The sequence below is a fragment of the Edaphobacter modestus genome, assembly GCF_004217555.1.
Lineage (GTDB): Bacteria > Acidobacteriota > Terriglobia > Terriglobales > Acidobacteriaceae > Edaphobacter > Edaphobacter modestus.
Window position 1 is genome coordinate 1,258,336 of record NZ_SHKW01000001.1, and the last position, 14,987, is coordinate 1,273,322.

The 14,987-nt window shown below is 55.3% G+C and carries 11 protein-coding genes, 1 tRNA gene and 1 pseudogene; 7 read left to right on the plus strand and 6 right to left on the minus strand.

The window, feature by feature from the left end:
* Window positions 1-92: 92 nt before the first annotated feature.
* On the minus strand, window positions 93-1,349 hold the full coding sequence (locus tag BDD14_RS05260; RefSeq protein ID WP_130417883.1) for a dipeptidase: 1,257 nt from the start codon (window positions 1,347-1,349) through the stop codon (window positions 93-95).
* A gap of 951 nt (window positions 1,350-2,300) precedes the next feature.
* Between BDD14_RS05260 and BDD14_RS32355 the strand changes: the two genes are divergently transcribed.
* Window positions 2,301-2,840, plus strand: coding sequence for a hypothetical protein (locus BDD14_RS32355; protein ID WP_207231690.1), 540 nt, complete (start codon window positions 2,301-2,303; stop codon window positions 2,838-2,840).
* Between the two features lie 1,418 nt (window positions 2,841-4,258).
* On the opposite strand, the gene BDD14_RS34315 is transcribed toward BDD14_RS32355, so the two are convergent.
* Complete coding sequence (locus tag BDD14_RS34315) at window positions 4,259-4,603, minus strand: GGDEF domain-containing protein (protein ID WP_423201784.1); 345 nt, start codon at window positions 4,601-4,603, stop codon at window positions 4,259-4,261.
* Window positions 4,539-5,426 (minus strand): annotated as a pseudogene (locus BDD14_RS34320) (GGDEF domain-containing protein); the annotation flags it as partial. The pseudogene BDD14_RS34320 and the gene BDD14_RS34315, both read right to left, overlap by 65 nt.
* Before the next feature lie 363 nt (window positions 5,427-5,789).
* Here BDD14_RS34320 and BDD14_RS05280 point away from each other — a divergent pair.
* Genes BDD14_RS05280 through BDD14_RS05290 form a run of 3 tightly spaced genes read left to right on the plus strand, consistent with a single transcriptional unit; the run spans window position 5,790 to window position 9,245 of the window.
* A complete protein-coding gene (locus BDD14_RS05280) occupies window positions 5,790-7,319 on the plus strand; it encodes a sodium:solute symporter family protein (protein WP_130417885.1) in 1,530 nt (509 codons plus the stop codon).
* Between the two features lie 13 nt (window positions 7,320-7,332).
* Window positions 7,333-8,109 carry a glucosamine-6-phosphate deaminase gene (locus tag BDD14_RS05285; RefSeq protein ID WP_130417886.1) on the plus strand — a complete coding sequence of 259 codons (777 nt, stop codon included), beginning with the start codon at window positions 7,333-7,335 and terminating at the stop codon, window positions 8,107-8,109.
* Window positions 8,106-9,245 carry an N-acetylglucosamine-6-phosphate deacetylase gene (locus BDD14_RS05290; RefSeq protein WP_130417887.1) on the plus strand — a complete coding sequence of 380 codons (1,140 nt, stop codon included), beginning with the start codon at window positions 8,106-8,108 and terminating at the stop codon, window positions 9,243-9,245. The genes BDD14_RS05285 and BDD14_RS05290 overlap by 4 nt, the downstream gene beginning before the upstream one ends.
* A gap of 60 nt (window positions 9,246-9,305) precedes the next feature.
* On the opposite strand, the gene BDD14_RS05295 is transcribed toward BDD14_RS05290, so the two are convergent.
* Complete coding sequence (locus BDD14_RS05295) at window positions 9,306-10,265, minus strand: class I SAM-dependent methyltransferase (RefSeq protein WP_165419929.1); 960 nt, start codon at window positions 10,263-10,265, stop codon at window positions 9,306-9,308.
* 169 nt (window positions 10,266-10,434) lie between these two features.
* Between BDD14_RS05295 and BDD14_RS32895 the strand changes: the two genes are divergently transcribed.
* Complete coding sequence (locus BDD14_RS32895) at window positions 10,435-10,803, plus strand: MarR family winged helix-turn-helix transcriptional regulator (RefSeq protein ID WP_423201785.1); 369 nt, start codon at window positions 10,435-10,437, stop codon at window positions 10,801-10,803.
* Between the two features lie 164 nt (window positions 10,804-10,967).
* Here the strand turns inward: BDD14_RS32895 and BDD14_RS05305 are convergent, their stop codons facing one another.
* Entirely contained in the window at window positions 10,968-12,626 is a 1,659-nt protein-coding gene (locus BDD14_RS05305) for an aminotransferase class V-fold PLP-dependent enzyme (RefSeq protein WP_130417890.1), read from the minus strand.
* A gap of 339 nt (window positions 12,627-12,965) precedes the next feature.
* Between BDD14_RS05305 and BDD14_RS05310 the strand changes: the two genes are divergently transcribed.
* Window positions 12,966-13,436, plus strand: a complete 471-nt coding sequence (locus BDD14_RS05310; RefSeq protein ID WP_130417891.1) for a hypothetical protein — start codon at window positions 12,966-12,968, stop codon at window positions 13,434-13,436.
* Window positions 13,437-13,588: 152 nt separating this feature from the next.
* On the opposite strand, the gene BDD14_RS05315 is transcribed toward BDD14_RS05310, so the two are convergent.
* Window positions 13,589-13,665: transfer RNA gene (locus tag BDD14_RS05315), tRNA-Arg, on the minus strand.
* 64 nt (window positions 13,666-13,729) lie between these two features.
* Between BDD14_RS05315 and ispG the strand changes: the two genes are divergently transcribed.
* Window positions 13,730-14,962 carry a flavodoxin-dependent (E)-4-hydroxy-3-methylbut-2-enyl-diphosphate synthase gene (ispG, locus tag BDD14_RS05320; RefSeq protein ID WP_130417892.1) on the plus strand — a complete coding sequence of 411 codons (1,233 nt, stop codon included), beginning with the start codon at window positions 13,730-13,732 and terminating at the stop codon, window positions 14,960-14,962.
* Window positions 14,963-14,987: the final 25 nt, after the last annotated feature.

A 14,987-nucleotide genomic window follows, 5' to 3' on the forward strand; every position in this document is an offset into this window, starting at 1 on the left:
TGCAAGTTCCTCTGCTGGCACGATATCAGCAGACATTTCCCGTCGGAATCGGACATTCGCCCTATCTGTCCAGGTACTGAATTCAAAGCCTTTTAAGCGCGGCGTTGCCCAACCTGGCGGAAAAAGCGCAAGAGATTTCCGCCCCAGAACTTGTCAATACGCGCCTCGGTGTAGCCGCGGCGCAACATCGCATCTGTAACCATAGGCAAATCGCGAACATCCCGCATGCCTCGGGCCAGTGTGGGGCCTCCATCGAAGTCCGTCCCGATGGAAACATGATCTTCTCCCACCATTTGTATTGCCCTGTCCACTACGGCTACCCAATCGTCCACCGCCATCATCACAGAGTCGGGAACGCGGGCGCCGCGCATCGGAAACTGCGGTGCCACCAGGCTATCCACCTCATAGATCGTCTTCCCTTTCACCTGATCCGGGATACTGCTGGTGTCGAAGAACGTCTTGCCCCGTTGCGCTGTCACCCACTCATATTCCCTCGGGTAGTTGAACTCGCTGCCGATCTGGAATCCGATCACACCGCCCTTTGCCGCTAACTTCTCAAGAAGCCGGTCCGGCATGTTCCGGGGGATATTGTTCACGCTCCGAAGACCGTGATGGGTCGCGATCACCGGCGCGTCGCTGATGTCGATTACCTGAGAAACTGTCTCGTCTGAGGAATGAGAGACATTGATCATCATGCCCAGTCGGTTCATCTCCCTAATCAGATCCCGGCCGTGAGCGCTAAGGCCGTTGGATTTCGGCGGAGAACAGCAGGAGTCTGCGTAGTTTTGATCCCAGTTATGCGCCGAGATTTGTGCCGACCGCAGGCGCATTTCATAAAAATCACGCAGGATTCCGAGGTCTCCGTCGAGGTCGTAGCTGCCCTCGATATCGAGCACGGCTGCCATCTTGCCCTTCGCATTGATTCGCTGAACATCTTCCGCATCCAGAGCCAACTCAACCAGGCTGCGATTTTGATCCAGTTGCCTCAGGGCGTGATCGAGCCGGCGCATCGCCTGCCTGGTTTCGAAACGGCTGGGGTAATACTCTTCGGGAACGAAGATCGAGAGAAAGAACGCGCGTTCTCCACCTTCACGAGCGCGGGGCAGATCCCACTGTCCATCCAGCTTTCGGTCGCCCATGCTGCCGCCATGGTAAAACTCACGATCCAAGGCATGCACATGGCCATCGAATACAAATGCGCGACGATGAATCTCCCATGCCTGCGCAGAGATCTGCGGAGCGGTCTGGTCCGGGTCCGCGGCTCCCTGCAGAGTCCCGGCCTGGAGAAATCGATTCACGATCGTGGGTGCAAGCACGCTGTACCCGAGAAATTGTCGGCGGTTCAGCAAGGGTTCCTCTCGGTTAGGGAGATTTGCATGATAGGTCGCTCTTCCTTGTAGAGTGCTTCACAAGCACTCTCGTCTTTCCGGGCGCTGGTCTTCCGCGCTTATCTATTTATGCAGTGTCGCTTCCTTCGGGACATGCGCAGTATACCCGGTTCATTCATTACCGCTGCATTCGGTCGAATGCAATCGAAGAGCGCACGACATTTGACCTAGAGAGAAAACTGCATTCGTGGATACCATTTCGCCAAGCAACTTCTGTGCAAATACGATTGCCAAGGATTGTTATGGCTCTCAATGGGAAACCTGAGAAAAGACCGCGACTTGCCGCCGTGGTTACCGCCTATAGGAAATATCTGCATCCACAACACGTTGTGGATCGCTTTTTAGATGGCTACGGCTGGAACGGCAGATACCACCGACCCCAGATGGATGTGGTGTCACTGTATGTCGATCAGAGAGGAGAAGGCGATCTGTTTCAGGAGAGAGCAAACCGCCATCCTCAGATGAAGATCTGCCCCACCATCGAGGAAGCGCTAACCCTTGGAACTGGCAAACTGGCGGTTGACGGAGTAGTCGTAGTTGCCGAGCATGGCGTCTACCCGCTCAGTGAGAACGGCATCATGATGCGCCGCATTACGAGTTCTTTGAAAAGATCACGGAAGTGTTCCGGGCCAGTGGCCGCTCAGTACCTTATTTCAACGACAAGGAATTGTCATGGAACTGGGACTGGTCGAAAAAGATGGTTGACGTTTCTCATGAACTAAACTTCCCGCTTCAGGGCGGTTCGAGCCTCGCAGTGACGTGGAGAATTCCTTCGGTGGAATTTCCGCTCGGCGCTACAGCCAAGGAAGCCATCTCAATTGGTTATGGCGGCATGACAAGCTACGATTTTCACGGACTGGAGACTATCCAGTGCATGGTAGAGCGGCGCAAAGGAGGAGAGAGCGGTGTCCAATGGCTCCAGACCTATCGCGGCGAAGGGTTTGGAAGGCGTACGAGGAAGGGGTCTGGTCCCATGCACTCGTCAAGGCAGCCCTGAGCCGCAGCTCTACGCTGAGACCAGGGATTCCGAGCTTCTCAAATATCTTTCCAACAACGAAACAGATGAAGGCTATGGTTCCGGATCCAGTTTCGTATCAGTACCAGCATCGAGACGGTCTTCGCAGCACCATGATCCTGATGAACGGTATGGTACGGGATTTTACCTTCGCTGCCACCATCGACGGGCAGTCAAAACCGTTCTCCACCCAAATGTACCTGCCCATGCCCGACGGGCGTACCACCATGGCAAGCTTCTTCAGCCCTCTGGTCTATAACGCTGAGCAGATGTTCCTCACCGGCAAGGCGCAATATCCGGTTGAAAGAGCATTGCTGACCAGCGGCTTGTTGATTGCGGGTGTCGAAAGCGCGAAGATAGGACGGCGCGTGGAAACGCCCAATCTGGCTACGGTGAACTATCAACCGAACCCTGAATCTACCTTCTGGAGGAGCTAATGCTGACCCGTCGACGTTTCGTAGGTTACTCCGCATTGTCGTCCTCCATGTTGGCGTAACCCCCACTGGCGCGCACCGTCTTCGGACAGGCAGTTTCAAATTCCTCCTCTAGACCCATCCGTCTTGCGATCCTCGGCAGTACTTACCGTCCAGGCTCCCACCTGCAGACCATCGCCGACCGCTTCCTTGTCGGCTATCCATACGAGAGCGATTGGCATCTTCCGAATGTGCAGGTAGTTTCACTCTACGTTGATGAGCATGCACGCAGGGCCGCGGCACAACCAACGGAATTCCAGCTTGCAATTACGGGGCGGACAAGAAAACCTCACGCCGAAGAGCTCGATGCCAGTCATGATCTAAGCCAGGCACGTGCCAGTCAGTTTGGATTTCGTCTCTGCCGGAATATTCCGGAAGCTCTGCGTTGCGGGAGCGATCATCTTTCCGTAGACGCGGTGCTTACCGTCGTCGAACAATGCGATGACTACCCCTATGCCCGAAACGACAAGGGGCAAATCCTGTTGCCGCAGTACGATTTCTTCCAGCAGTCCGTCGAGGTGTTCGAGAGCGAAAAGCAGTCGGTGCCGTATTTCAATCATAAACAGCTATCCTTCAGCTTCGCCGAAGCGCAGCACATGGAGAAGACAGCGGAACGCCTCGGGTTTCCCCTGATGGCTGGTGCCTCGATGCCGGTCACGTGCCGTCTTCCGGATGTGGATATTCCACCTGGTTCCCACGTGCAAGAAGCAGTAATGGTAGGAGCGGGAGATGCAGACAACTTTGCGTTCGACGCGCTTGAAGCCATGCAATCTATGCTGGAACGCCGCAAGGGGGGTGAGACAGGTGTGAAGGCGGTACAGCTTCTTGAAGGAGACGAGGTATGGTCAGCCGGAGAGGCGGGGCGCTGGTCCAAGGATCTGCTCAGCTCTGCACTCTCACGCAGCGACACGACCATGGGCCTGACGGTTCTGGATGGTCGCTGCCAGGATCTCGCAGCAGACGGCGCTTTGCCACAACTGGTGAAAGATCCCGCTGCTTATTGTGTGGAATATATCGATGGTACGCGTGCGACCCTGCTTCTGCTGAACGGGGCCATCAGGGACTTCAACATCTCCGCCCGGTTGGCAAATCAGGATCTGGTCTCGACGCAGTTTTTCATGCCACTACCGCCAAATGAGACGTACTCCGCCTGTCTCGCCTCGAAGATCGAAGAACTGTATCAGACGCGAAAGCCTCCTTATCCTTTGCGACGCTCCCTGCTCACTACGGGTCTTCTGGATGCTTGCCTTAACTCAAGACATCGGCTGAATGAAAGATTGGAGACACCTCACCTGACGCTTAATTATCAGCCGCCTGAAAAATCGACCTATGTTCGCACCTGCGGTTTCGAACATAGTACGTCCTGTAGTTGTTATTCCGCATCAGGTGATGGAAAGAACCCGGTTACGCCCTTCCGCTTTTGCCTGGTAGAGCGCAGCATCCGCCCGCTGCATCACGTCGGCGATATGATCCTTGCTGTTTCGAAGGGCTGCGACACCGATGCTTGCGGTTATTACAACTCCGGCGGCATGGCTTTGCTGTATTGTCGCGACTTGAAGCGCTATCTTTTCTATATTCGTTCGGACGCGCTGCGCCACTATAAGGGCTGCTTCTAGCGACGCTCCTGGAAGAAGAACCGCAAACTCTTCCCCTCCCCCACCTGCCAAGAACGTCGATGCCACGTACCGAGTCCTGGATCTTCTCAACGGCGGCAATAAGCATCTCATCCCCAATGTGATGCCCGAAGGTATCGTTGATCCTCTTAAAGTGATCGAGATCAATCATCAGGATCGAAAATTTATTGCCTGACCGCTCCGCTCGCGACAATTCCCGGGCACACCAGTCAAGAAAGACCCGGCGGTTATAGACCCTTGTTAGGGGATCAGTACTCGCCATCTTCTCCAACTTCTCAGTTAGATTAGTTGCTGTCATCCAGAAGAATCCGAATGCTATGCCTAAGGCGAACGCGATGTGGATGATATAGGTAACAACCTTTACATCATAGAAAAGGGCTGGCTTATTCAGCATTCCTAAAGCAATGACAATGCCAAGACCAACGTTAAAGCAAGTAAAGCCAACCAAGAGGATCGCGCTAAATATAAATGGAACAGAAATTACGCGTCGCGATGCGCGGAGCAGCACCATTGAAGTCTGGCCGGTCTGTATGGCTATGAGCATTTCAGCAGCGACAGACCGAAATCGGTTAGGGATTTGAAGGTAGATCAAACAAAGATCTGCCACCACCTGCAATAAGAGGAGAACAACTCCGAGAACTGGCAGCTGCGAAGGGGATTCGATCAGTTCGAGAATTGCAACGTGCAGAAGTACAAATGCGTTCAGTATCAGGACATCTGCTAGAACGACGCTTAGCCAGAACGATGTATAGGGAAAGCTGAAGAGCAGCACAGCACCGATACTTCCGGTAGCGAAAGATGCACCTAGCCATCCAAGCCCCAGAAGACGCGAATTCGTCAGGCGCACGATATAAAGGCCGGCACTACCGCAGGCGAGAAGAACCGCTCCGATAATCAGGGTGATTTGTGTTGCCATCGCGTTTTTCGTCAACGACTCTCGCTTCGAAGTAGTTTAGTAAACGTCGCAACGGCAACGCCCAGCCTGCCATACCAATCGACAACTGTAATTCCCTCAGGCTGCAAGAAGGGATGGCACCAAAGTTGCAACGAGTCAGCGCTGTCCTGATACTGCCGTCCCTCTTATTGCCGGCTCTAATTGTCGGAACCAGCGCGTTGGCTCTCACTGTTTCCGCAATTACGTTTCAAGCCATTGCGGCAGCGCAGTGTCCGGTACTTTCCGTCAGTTCTTGACATGCCCTAACGCTGTCATCGGGATGAAACCGAACCAAAGAGGTGAGGTAACGACATCGAGGCAATGAAAACCTTATTATGAAGCTCAATGAAGATATTGGATTGGCTGGTGCTATGTATCTACTTTCTAGTCATGCTCGGGATGGGCTTTTGGGCGCGTGCCAAGGTCAAGACTGCCAGCGACTTTTTCACCGCGGGCGGGGTGATGCCGTGGTGGCTCTCCGGCATCTCGCACCATATGTCCGGATACAGCTCCGCAGTCTTCGTTGCCTACGCGGCCATCGCTTATACGGCGGGCTTCAGCATCTACATTTGGTGGGCCTGCTCCATCGGCATCGCCCTCATAATCGGCTCCAACGTTTTCCCTGGCCGCTGGTCGAGGCTGCGTCAGAGACTAGACATCATCTCGCCCCTCGAGTACCTTGCGGTCCGGTATAACCTTCCTGCGCAACAGATCCTCGCATGGTGCGGCGCCCTGCTGAAGATCTTCGACGTAGGCGCAAAATGGACAGCCGCAGCCATACTCCTGCAGGTCTTTGCTCATGTTCCGACTCTTTGGGGAGTTCTGCTCACCGGCTCCGTCACTCTTATCTACTCCGTCGTCGGAGGCCTCTGGGCCGATGCCTTAACGGACATGAGTCAATTCATTATCCAGGTCCTTGCGGGTATCGTCATGCTCGTCGCCGTCCTGACTCGGCTGGGCGGGATCTCAGGTCTCTGGACCATATGGGGTAGACTTCCTGCGAGCCACTCCCGACCGTTTGTCGGTCAATACACACTCGCCTTCGCCATCGTCTACCTGCTGGTTAATTTTCTTTCCTACAACGGCGGAACCTGGAATCTCGCACAACGCTTTATCGCGGCCCCTACCGCTACCGCTGCTCGCAAAGCCGCGCTCCTTTCAGCGAGCCTTTATCTTGTATGGCCCCTGGTGCTCTTTTATCCCATGTGGGCATCGCCTCTGCTGCTTCCTCATCTGGCCGATCCATCGCAGTCCTATGCACTCCTTACCAAGACCCTGTTACCTCAGGGCCTCATTGGATTGGTGCTGGCTGGCATGTTCGCTCATACCATGGCCATGACGTCTTCCGATGCAAACGCCATCTCAGCCGTAGTCGTCCGCGATATTCTGCCAGCTCTGCGCAAAGGCCAACGTCCCAGCGACCGTATTCAACTGCTCTCCGGCCGAATCTGTACCTTGCTTTTTCTCTCCCTCAGTATGTTCATCGCACTTTCTGCCGATCACTTCGGCGGAGTCATTGGCCTCGTCATCCTTTGGTATGGAGCACTTCTCGGCCCGATCGCCATCCCCATGCTTTTTGGCATGTTGAATCTCTTCCGCCGGTCCGGCGCGAATGCGGCTATTGCCTCGTGGGCGGTTGGCGCTATCGCCTTCGGCCTTATCAAATTCGTATTCCCTGCTCAGATTGCGCGTCTGCCCGGAGATCTCACCACCACGATCACGATCGCCGGCCCAGTCCTCAGTTCGCTGGTTGTCTTCATTGGAGTTGGCCTTATTTGGCCAATGAAAGAACCCGCCGCAGACCGCCTCCTAAAACTCATCAATGATGAGGACGCTTCCGCGACCGCTCAAGCTAGCCACCACACAATCGCCTAAGGAACCTAAAACCATGCGTTCAAGCCTGATCGAAAAAGCTGTGCCTCTCCCCTTCGTCGCCAGATCGCGCGAGGCAATGGGCCAAAAAGCAGCCGAAGATATCGCCTACGAACTACGCCGGCGTCTGAAGGTCCAGCAAGGCGTTCGCATGATCTTCGCAGCGGCCCCTAGTCAATCGGAGATGCTTGCCGCACTTATCCGCATGCCGAGTGTCGACTGGTCGCGCGTCACCGCTTTCCACATGGATGAGTACCTTGGTCTCACCCCTGACGCTCCTCAGCGCTTCGGCTTGTGGCTGCGCCGCGCCATCTTTGACCGTCTCCCCTTTGCTGCGGTCCACCTGCTCGAACCCGGCACCGATCCCGAAGCCACGGCGGCCGAATACGCAGACAAACTGACTGAGTCACCTATCGATATTGTCTGCTGCGGCATCGGCTCGAACGGTCACCTCGCTTTCAACGACCCCCCGGCGGACCTGAACGATCCCGCCGATGTGAAAATCGTGGAATTAGACATCGCGTGCCGTCAGCAACAAGTCGACGATCGCTGCTTCGAACGCTTCGACGATGTTCCTACCCACGCGCTCACGCTCACGATTCCGCGACTGCTCGCATCAGACCGCATCTTCTGTTGTGTCCCCGGCGCTTTCAAAAAGACCGCGGTGCGCCGCACACTCCAGGACCCAATCAGCGGCTTACTCCCTGCAACCGCGCTCCGCACACATTCCAACTGGTCGCTCTACCTCGACGAAGATGCAGCAGCCGATCTGGCAAGTCCCGAGGCGCGATGACCTCCATCAGCGGCCGTGATCCTCTAACAGGACGCACTATCGAAGTCGTCATACGCGACGGCATCATCGCGGCCATTAACGACATCCGATCGGAAGATCCCGCATGGCTCTCTCCAGGTCTCATCGACCTGCAGATCAACGGCTATCAAGGCTTCGATCTCAACTCCGACAATCTAACGCCCGACATAGTCGTCGACCTCGCCTACAGCGTGCTTGCCACCGGCGTAACGACCTTTCTTCCAACTATCATCACAGCATCGGAAGAGAAGATAATCGCCTGCCTCCGCGCAATCGCCGCAGCGCGGCAACTTACCCCCGCCCTCCAGCACATGATTCCCGGTGTACACGTTGAAGGCCCCCACCTCTCTCCTGAAGACGGTCCTCGCGGTGCGCATCCGCGCGAACACATTCGCCCGCCGTCGATCGCCGAGTTCGACCGCTGGCAACAAGCCTCCGGCGATCTCGTCAAATTGGTCACCCTGTCTCCGCACTTCCACGAAGCGCCGCACTACATCGCAGCGTTGCACAACCGAGGCATTCTCGTCTCCATTGGTCACACTCATGCTTCCATCGAGCAAATCCATGCAGCGGTCAACGCCGGAGCAACCCTCTCAACCCACCTCGGAAACGGTGTAGCTTATTCCCTACCCCGTCACCCTAACCTTCTTTGGACGCAGCTAGCCGACGACCGCCTCACCGGGATGTTTATCGGCGACGGGCACCACGTGCCCGACGACACCCTCAAGGTCATGCTTCGAGCGAAAAGTCTCGACAGGGCAATCCTGACTTCCGACCTGGTTGCTCTCGGCGGCAAGCCTCCCGGTCTCTATGAAACCCCGGTAGGCGGCCTCGTCGAACTAAGCCCTGACGGACGCCTCAGCTTGTCAGGAACAGACTTTCTCGCAGGCTCCGTCGTTCCGCTTAAAGACGCCGTAGCGCATCTGGCCGCAACATACCTCTCACTAAGCGAATCCTTGCAGCTTGCAACCCAGAATCCCGCACGTGTCCTGGGCCGCATAAGCAAGCTTCAGGTCGGAGCCCCTGGTAACCTTATCCGCTTCACGTGGGAGCGGGCCGCCGGAATTCAAATCGAATCCGTACTGCTTCAAGGCTCGCCAGCAGGAAGGCGAGAATAAACACTAGCGATGAAAGCTTTCAGAAGTCTCCACTTCAGTACCAAAGGAGTCTTACGGCTGTTAAGGGCGAGAATGGAAGAGTGCAATCCCATGTGCTTCCGGTGCTGTAGCTGCCTCAAGCCAAGACTCTTCGGCAATAACAGATGTACAGGGGCCATAAGAGCAGATCCGGATTCGACGGGTAGCAGCTTCGCGCTTTAGGCGGATGAGCACGGCATCCAGGATGGAACCGCGAAAAGGAGTGTAAAGATAGAAGACTGTACCAAGAGACAAGTCCGCCACTCGCGCATCCTTCTGAATGAACATGCGCTTATTCAGGTTGAGCCTCTGTGCGCATTGCTGGGCCCGTTCAATATAGGCCGCCTCCAACTCGATCCCTATGCTACGTGCCTGGGTACAAATAGAGACCAATAATGGGACGTGGCCCAACCCGGAGCCAAGATCCACGAGAACATCGGTTGCGGTGAGCTCAGTCAGTCTCATAAGACGGAAGATGTGGCGTACAGGAGTGGGCTGATAAAATGCCTTCTCGGAATCCCTCAGGATGTGCCTGTCGTCGGGTTCTTCAAATTGAAACACTCCGCTGATCAGCTCATCAAGGTAGTCATAGCCCATATCGTTGGCCGATCCGTTCACATCTTCAATGTCTACCGACGGGCGGACCCACTGAAGCAAAGTATCCGGCCGTGATCCACGCTGAATTTCGCAACGAATGGCTTCGTAGAGCTCGCAGTTCAAAGCCTCGAATCTGTCGCAAATTGTTCTCGCACGGCGATAGAGCTCAGGGTCAATCGATTCAGCAGCAAGTACCGCTTGAGGTGTGTACGGAAGATAAGCATCGATACGATCAAGTGCCTCCAGCCGTTGGCGAAGCTGATTCGGCTCCGCGAGTAAGGGATTACTATCAAATTGCCCAACAAGACGCTCGAGGACATCTGTCACATGTTGGAACGTCCATTCGCTAGGCGATGAAGGATATGCTGCTGGTCTACTGCTACAGCAGGAGGCATCTCCCGTCAAGCGTTCAAGCTCCAAATTCCCCTTGGTTGACATGTCAACCAAGGTACGCAAATGAGGTTGTTATGTCAACCTGTCCTTTGATAGTCTTACGCTTACGATGTCAATCACACTGCTGTCCCCCCGTGAGCTTCGTGTCTGGCACGCCTTCAAACTCATGGGTGAAGACGTAATGAGCCGGGTCGGGCGTGATCTGACCGAGGCGACCGGACTTTCCGGCCCGGATTTTGGAGTCTTGTCCCGTCTCGCCGGTCTCGGCAAGGGTGAGATGCGACAACAGGCCTTGGCCGACTGCATGGGATGGGACAAGAGCCGTCTCTCGCACCAACTCACACGGATGCAGGATAAAAAACTCATCGAGCGTCGTAATTCCGACGGGCGTGTCGTTCTCGTAGTACTTACCAAACATGGACAGAAGCAGCTAGACGCCGCAAGGCCAATTCACGCTCAATCTGTTCGGCGGAATTTATTGTCACGGCTCAACGCGGAACAGATTGAAACGATAGTGCGCGTGAGTAACATTCTCGGGGACGACGACTAGCAATCAAGGGCAGCCGACGCGCCTTACACCGTAAAAGTCACGGATGCTTCTCCGCTCGTGGGGCCTACCCACCGAGCGACTTCCTCGTGCTAACGTTCCTCTGATACAAACACTTGATCTCGCCCAGAAAGCACAGGCGTTTTGTTACGGATTGGGAGGTCGGGCTACGCTCGAACCGCCTCCCAGGTTGCTTCTCCATATTCCCCCATGTTCAGCGTGCCAGCGATCTGGTTGCCATGGACTGTACCTTTGAAGCGGCAGGTAAGAGGATATCCAGTCACGGGAAGCACGCTGATGAATGCAATCTCATTGGCGTGGATGGAGCCTGTGAGCGTTGTGTTGTAGATCTCGCCATGGTGTTCGCCGGTAAGGTTATTACCGACTTGCTTAATTACGAGATGTTGTTCTCCTATTCCTCGCAGATAATGAACAGTGACTGCCCAGTTCCCCTCGACGGAGGCTGGAGTGGCCGCCGGAACAACAGGATCTTCGTAGTGCGGAGGATTTTTGAGGGCGTGGTAAATGGCGTCGGCAACAATTTTCACCTCTGCAGGCGTCATGATGTAGCCGAATATGGTCACGGAGCTGTCCATGTGATGCGGGCGCGCGCCGATGCCTCCAAGAACGATGCGAGGCGTTCCCTCATCGAGCAGTTTGGCTAGCTCGGTTCCGGTGATCCCCGTTACCTTGGCATCCCAGGTAATACGGACCCCCGGGCTTCTGTCGATGGCTTCCGCTGGCGGAGGTGGAAGGACGGTCGCCTCTACGGACGGTAGCCCCTTCATGCGGTCAGCGATCGATTGCATCCAACCGAGCCACATCTTTTGTTCGGCCTCATGGTCGCGGGTGTGCCATGCACGTACGGCAGCGAGAAGTCCCATAGTCTCTTCTTTGCTGCATTTCATAGCGCGACCATAGTTATGGTGCGGAGCGCCTTGAAAGTATGCAGCCTGACAAAGATCTTTTTTGCCGATCAGAAGGCCTGCGGACTGTGGTCCGCGCATGCACTTGCCTCCCGAATAAGCGACCAGGTCTGCACCTGCCTCAATGTGTGGGTTCGGTGTATTGGGTTCCGTGGCTGCTGCGTCGACAAAGACTGGAACGCCACGTTCTTTGCAGATGGCGGCGAGATTTTTGGTGCTCATCGCTGTAGCGTTCCATCGCGGGTCAGCGAGAATGTACATCATGGCGGTTCGGTCATTGATCTTCTCTCGCAACTCCTCGGGCGAGGAGAACTCCACCATTTCCACGCCGCACATGCGAACACCGATGTCGTAGGGATTGCGCGAGGTCTTGGGAATGACGACCTGGTCTTTTTTCTTGATGTAAGGCAGGGCCTGAGACTTTTCGACGTCAGTGCCGGCGATGCATGCGACGGTAGCAATGCAGGTGGCAGCCGCAGTGCCCGTGGTGGCGATTCCCCACTCTGCGCCGCACAGTTTGCCTAGTTCGGCGCCGACGGTCTCCATCATCTCATCCATGCGAACGTGATAAAGCGAGGCGTTGTACATTGCCTGCTTGACCTCGGGCAGAGAGGTGGATCCGCTGATGGCCGTAATCGTGCCGCGACAGTTGATGAGAGGCCGGATCCCGATGCGAGTGAACAGATTGTCGTAGAAGTCGCCGTCAGTGTGTGGCGCCTGGGCAGCAGTAAGAATCTGGCCTGCCTTCAACACTCTAGGATGAGTTGACGCGCTCTTCGCGGGAGCTGCGACCAGCGCCTGCAAGTTGTCGGGAGCGATCGTATTCGCAGCTCCCGCAGCGGAAAGCATCCCGGCGTGTTTCAGGATGTCGCGGCGCGACCAGTTCTTCTTTAAAGCCATGATTCCTCTTCTCGCACAGAGCGCGGCTGAATTATCAATGATATAGATCAATGTACGTAATCCGGCCGGAACGGGCAATGGCGCGATGAAAGCCGTGGTCTGTCGGTAACTCATACTTGGCTACTTGACTTTGTCTTATCGCCAATGTTCATACAACCTCTCTTGCAATCCGTATTAGAGGGGAGTGGCGCCGGAATATCAAAGTTTCCAATTCTTTTTGGAGACGACGGTATCTTCAAAAGAGATTGCTCGGCTCATTTGACCGTAGAGATAATTCGGGGTGAGAATCGTACGCGAAGAAGGATCCTTGTTCCTTTAGTGCTGTTGGAGATATCTACCATGTCCCTAACAACCTATATAAACGATCATCTCGGTGGTGCCACGACCGCCATTCAAATCCTTGAAGCAATGCGCGATCAGCATGACGATCCAATGTTTCGGGATTTCGCCGCAGTACTACTGCCGGAGATTGTGGCCGACGATCGCACGCTCCGAACCATCGCACAGAAGATTGGTTCAGGTCCAAGCGTAGTCAAAGAAGTTGGAGGCTGGATTCTTGAAAAAGCAGCGCGTCTAAAACTCGGTCATACCGGTTCGGCAGATTTCGCAATGTTTGAATCGCTGGAGCTACTGGCACTCGGTATACATGGCAAATTGTGTCTGTGGAAAGCACTCCGAGTTGCAGCTCAGCAGGATCCTCGTTTGCGCGAGTTCGGCTTCGAAGTGCTCATGAGTCGCGCGCAGCAACAGTACGAGCAAGTGGAGAGTCACAGACTCAAACTTGCGCCATTTGTCCTTGTCGCCAACTAGTGGAGAGTAGCGGACTTGTACCCTTTTCAACTCATCAGCATTCAGTAGGGACGCGACCAGGCTCTGAGTTTTCGCGCAAGTGCCCAATTCGAATAAGCCTGAACCAGGCATACTTCCGCTCTCTCTATATCTATTACATAAATAAGGGAAAATGGTGGCCCGGGCAGGAGTCCAACCTGCGACCTTCGCGTTAGGAGTGCGCTGCTCTATGCAACTGAGCTACCGGGCCTTTCTAGCTAGTGTATCGTGAGGCATTTCCTGCCTCGAATGATAAACTTGGGAGTGGAGAATTTATGCCTGAGATCCAGCGTCGTCGTGCAGTAACCGTCAACATTGGTGGTGTTCGTGTCGGGTCGGATGCACCTGTCGTTGTGCAGTCTATGACCAATACTGATACCGCAGATGTCGAGAGCACGGTGCAGCAGATTGCCGCGCTTGCCCGTGCGGGTTCCGAGATGGTGCGGGTCACGGTGAACAACGATGAGGCCGCAAAGGCCATCCCTTACATCATCGACGGTATCGCCGAAAAGGGATGGACCACGCCTATCATCGGAGACTTTCACTACAACGGTCATCTGCTGCTTTCGAAGTATCCAGAGGCCGCGAAGGCGCTGGCGAAGTATCGTATCAATCCCGGCAACGTCTCCATTGGCCGCAAAGATGATGACAACTTTCGCACCATGGTTGAGGTCGCCGCCAAGCATCAGAAGCCGGTGCGCATTGGCGTTAACTGGGGCTCGCTCGATCAGGCGTTATTAACGAAGATGATGGACGAAAATTCCAAGTCCTCCAATCCTCTTCCTGCCCGTGACGTGATGATGGAGGCCATGGTTGTCTCGGCGCTCGACAACGCCGCGGCTGCCGAGCGCTATGGACTGAGGCGCGATCAAATCGTTCTGAGCGCGAAGGTCTCGGGAGTCCGCGATCTGATCGATGTTTATTCGGAACTCGCGCGGCGCTGCGACCATGCGCTTCATCTCGGGTTGACCGAGGCTGGAATGGGGATGAAGGGCATCGTCGCTTCGGCAGCAGGACTCGCACCTCTGCTGCTCTCCGGAATCGGCGACACCATTCGCGTCAGCCTGACACCAAGTCCTGGCGGCGACCGCTCCGAAGAAGTGCGCTGCGGACAGCAGATCCTGCAGTCTCTCGGGATTCGCAGCTTTATGCCGCAGGTGACGAGCTGCCCTGGCTGCGGACGTACGACTTCCACCTATTTTCAGGAGCTCGCGGAGAGGATCCAGGGCTATCTGGTGGAGCAGATGCCGGAGTGGAAGAAGCAGTATGCCGGCGTCGAAGAGCTGAAGCTTGCCGTCATGGGATGCATCGTCAATGGACCCGGCGAATCCAAGCACGCAAACATCGGCATCTCGCTTCCAGGAACGTTTGAGGAACCGAAGGCTCCGGTTTACATCGATGGCAAACTTTATACGACTCTCAAGGGGGATCGCATCGTTGAAGAGTTCCAGGCGCTTCTCGACGAGTACGTCGAGAAGCGCTACGGCAAGGTACTCGTCGAAGCATAAAAATTTCGGTCTCCACCGCTCACAG

What these genes read in the sequence shown, in the direction of transcription:
- BDD14_RS05305 (WP_130417890.1), bottom strand. Translation starts at nt 12,626, where the DNA reads ATGGCTTTAAAGAAGAACTGGTCGCGCCGCGACATCCTGAAACACGCC.
- BDD14_RS32355 (WP_207231690.1), top strand. Translation starts at nt 2,301, where the DNA reads ATGGCTCCAGACCTATCGCGGCGAAGGGTTTGGAAGGCGTACGAGGAA.
- BDD14_RS05285 (WP_130417886.1), top strand. Translation starts at nt 7,333, where the DNA reads ATGCGTTCAAGCCTGATCGAAAAAGCTGTGCCTCTCCCCTTCGTCGCC.
- BDD14_RS05280 (WP_130417885.1), top strand. Translation starts at nt 5,790, where the DNA reads ATGAAGATATTGGATTGGCTGGTGCTATGTATCTACTTTCTAGTCATG.
- BDD14_RS34315 (WP_423201784.1), bottom strand. Translation starts at nt 4,603, where the DNA reads ATGAGATGCTTATTGCCGCCGTTGAGAAGATCCAGGACTCGGTACGTG.
- BDD14_RS05290 (WP_130417887.1), top strand. Translation starts at nt 8,106, where the DNA reads ATGACCTCCATCAGCGGCCGTGATCCTCTAACAGGACGCACTATCGAA.
- ispG (WP_130417892.1), top strand. Translation starts at nt 13,730, where the DNA reads ATGCCTGAGATCCAGCGTCGTCGTGCAGTAACCGTCAACATTGGTGGT.
- BDD14_RS32895 (WP_423201785.1), top strand. Translation starts at nt 10,435, where the DNA reads ATGAGCCGGGTCGGGCGTGATCTGACCGAGGCGACCGGACTTTCCGGC.
- BDD14_RS05310 (WP_130417891.1), top strand. Translation starts at nt 12,966, where the DNA reads ATGTCCCTAACAACCTATATAAACGATCATCTCGGTGGTGCCACGACC.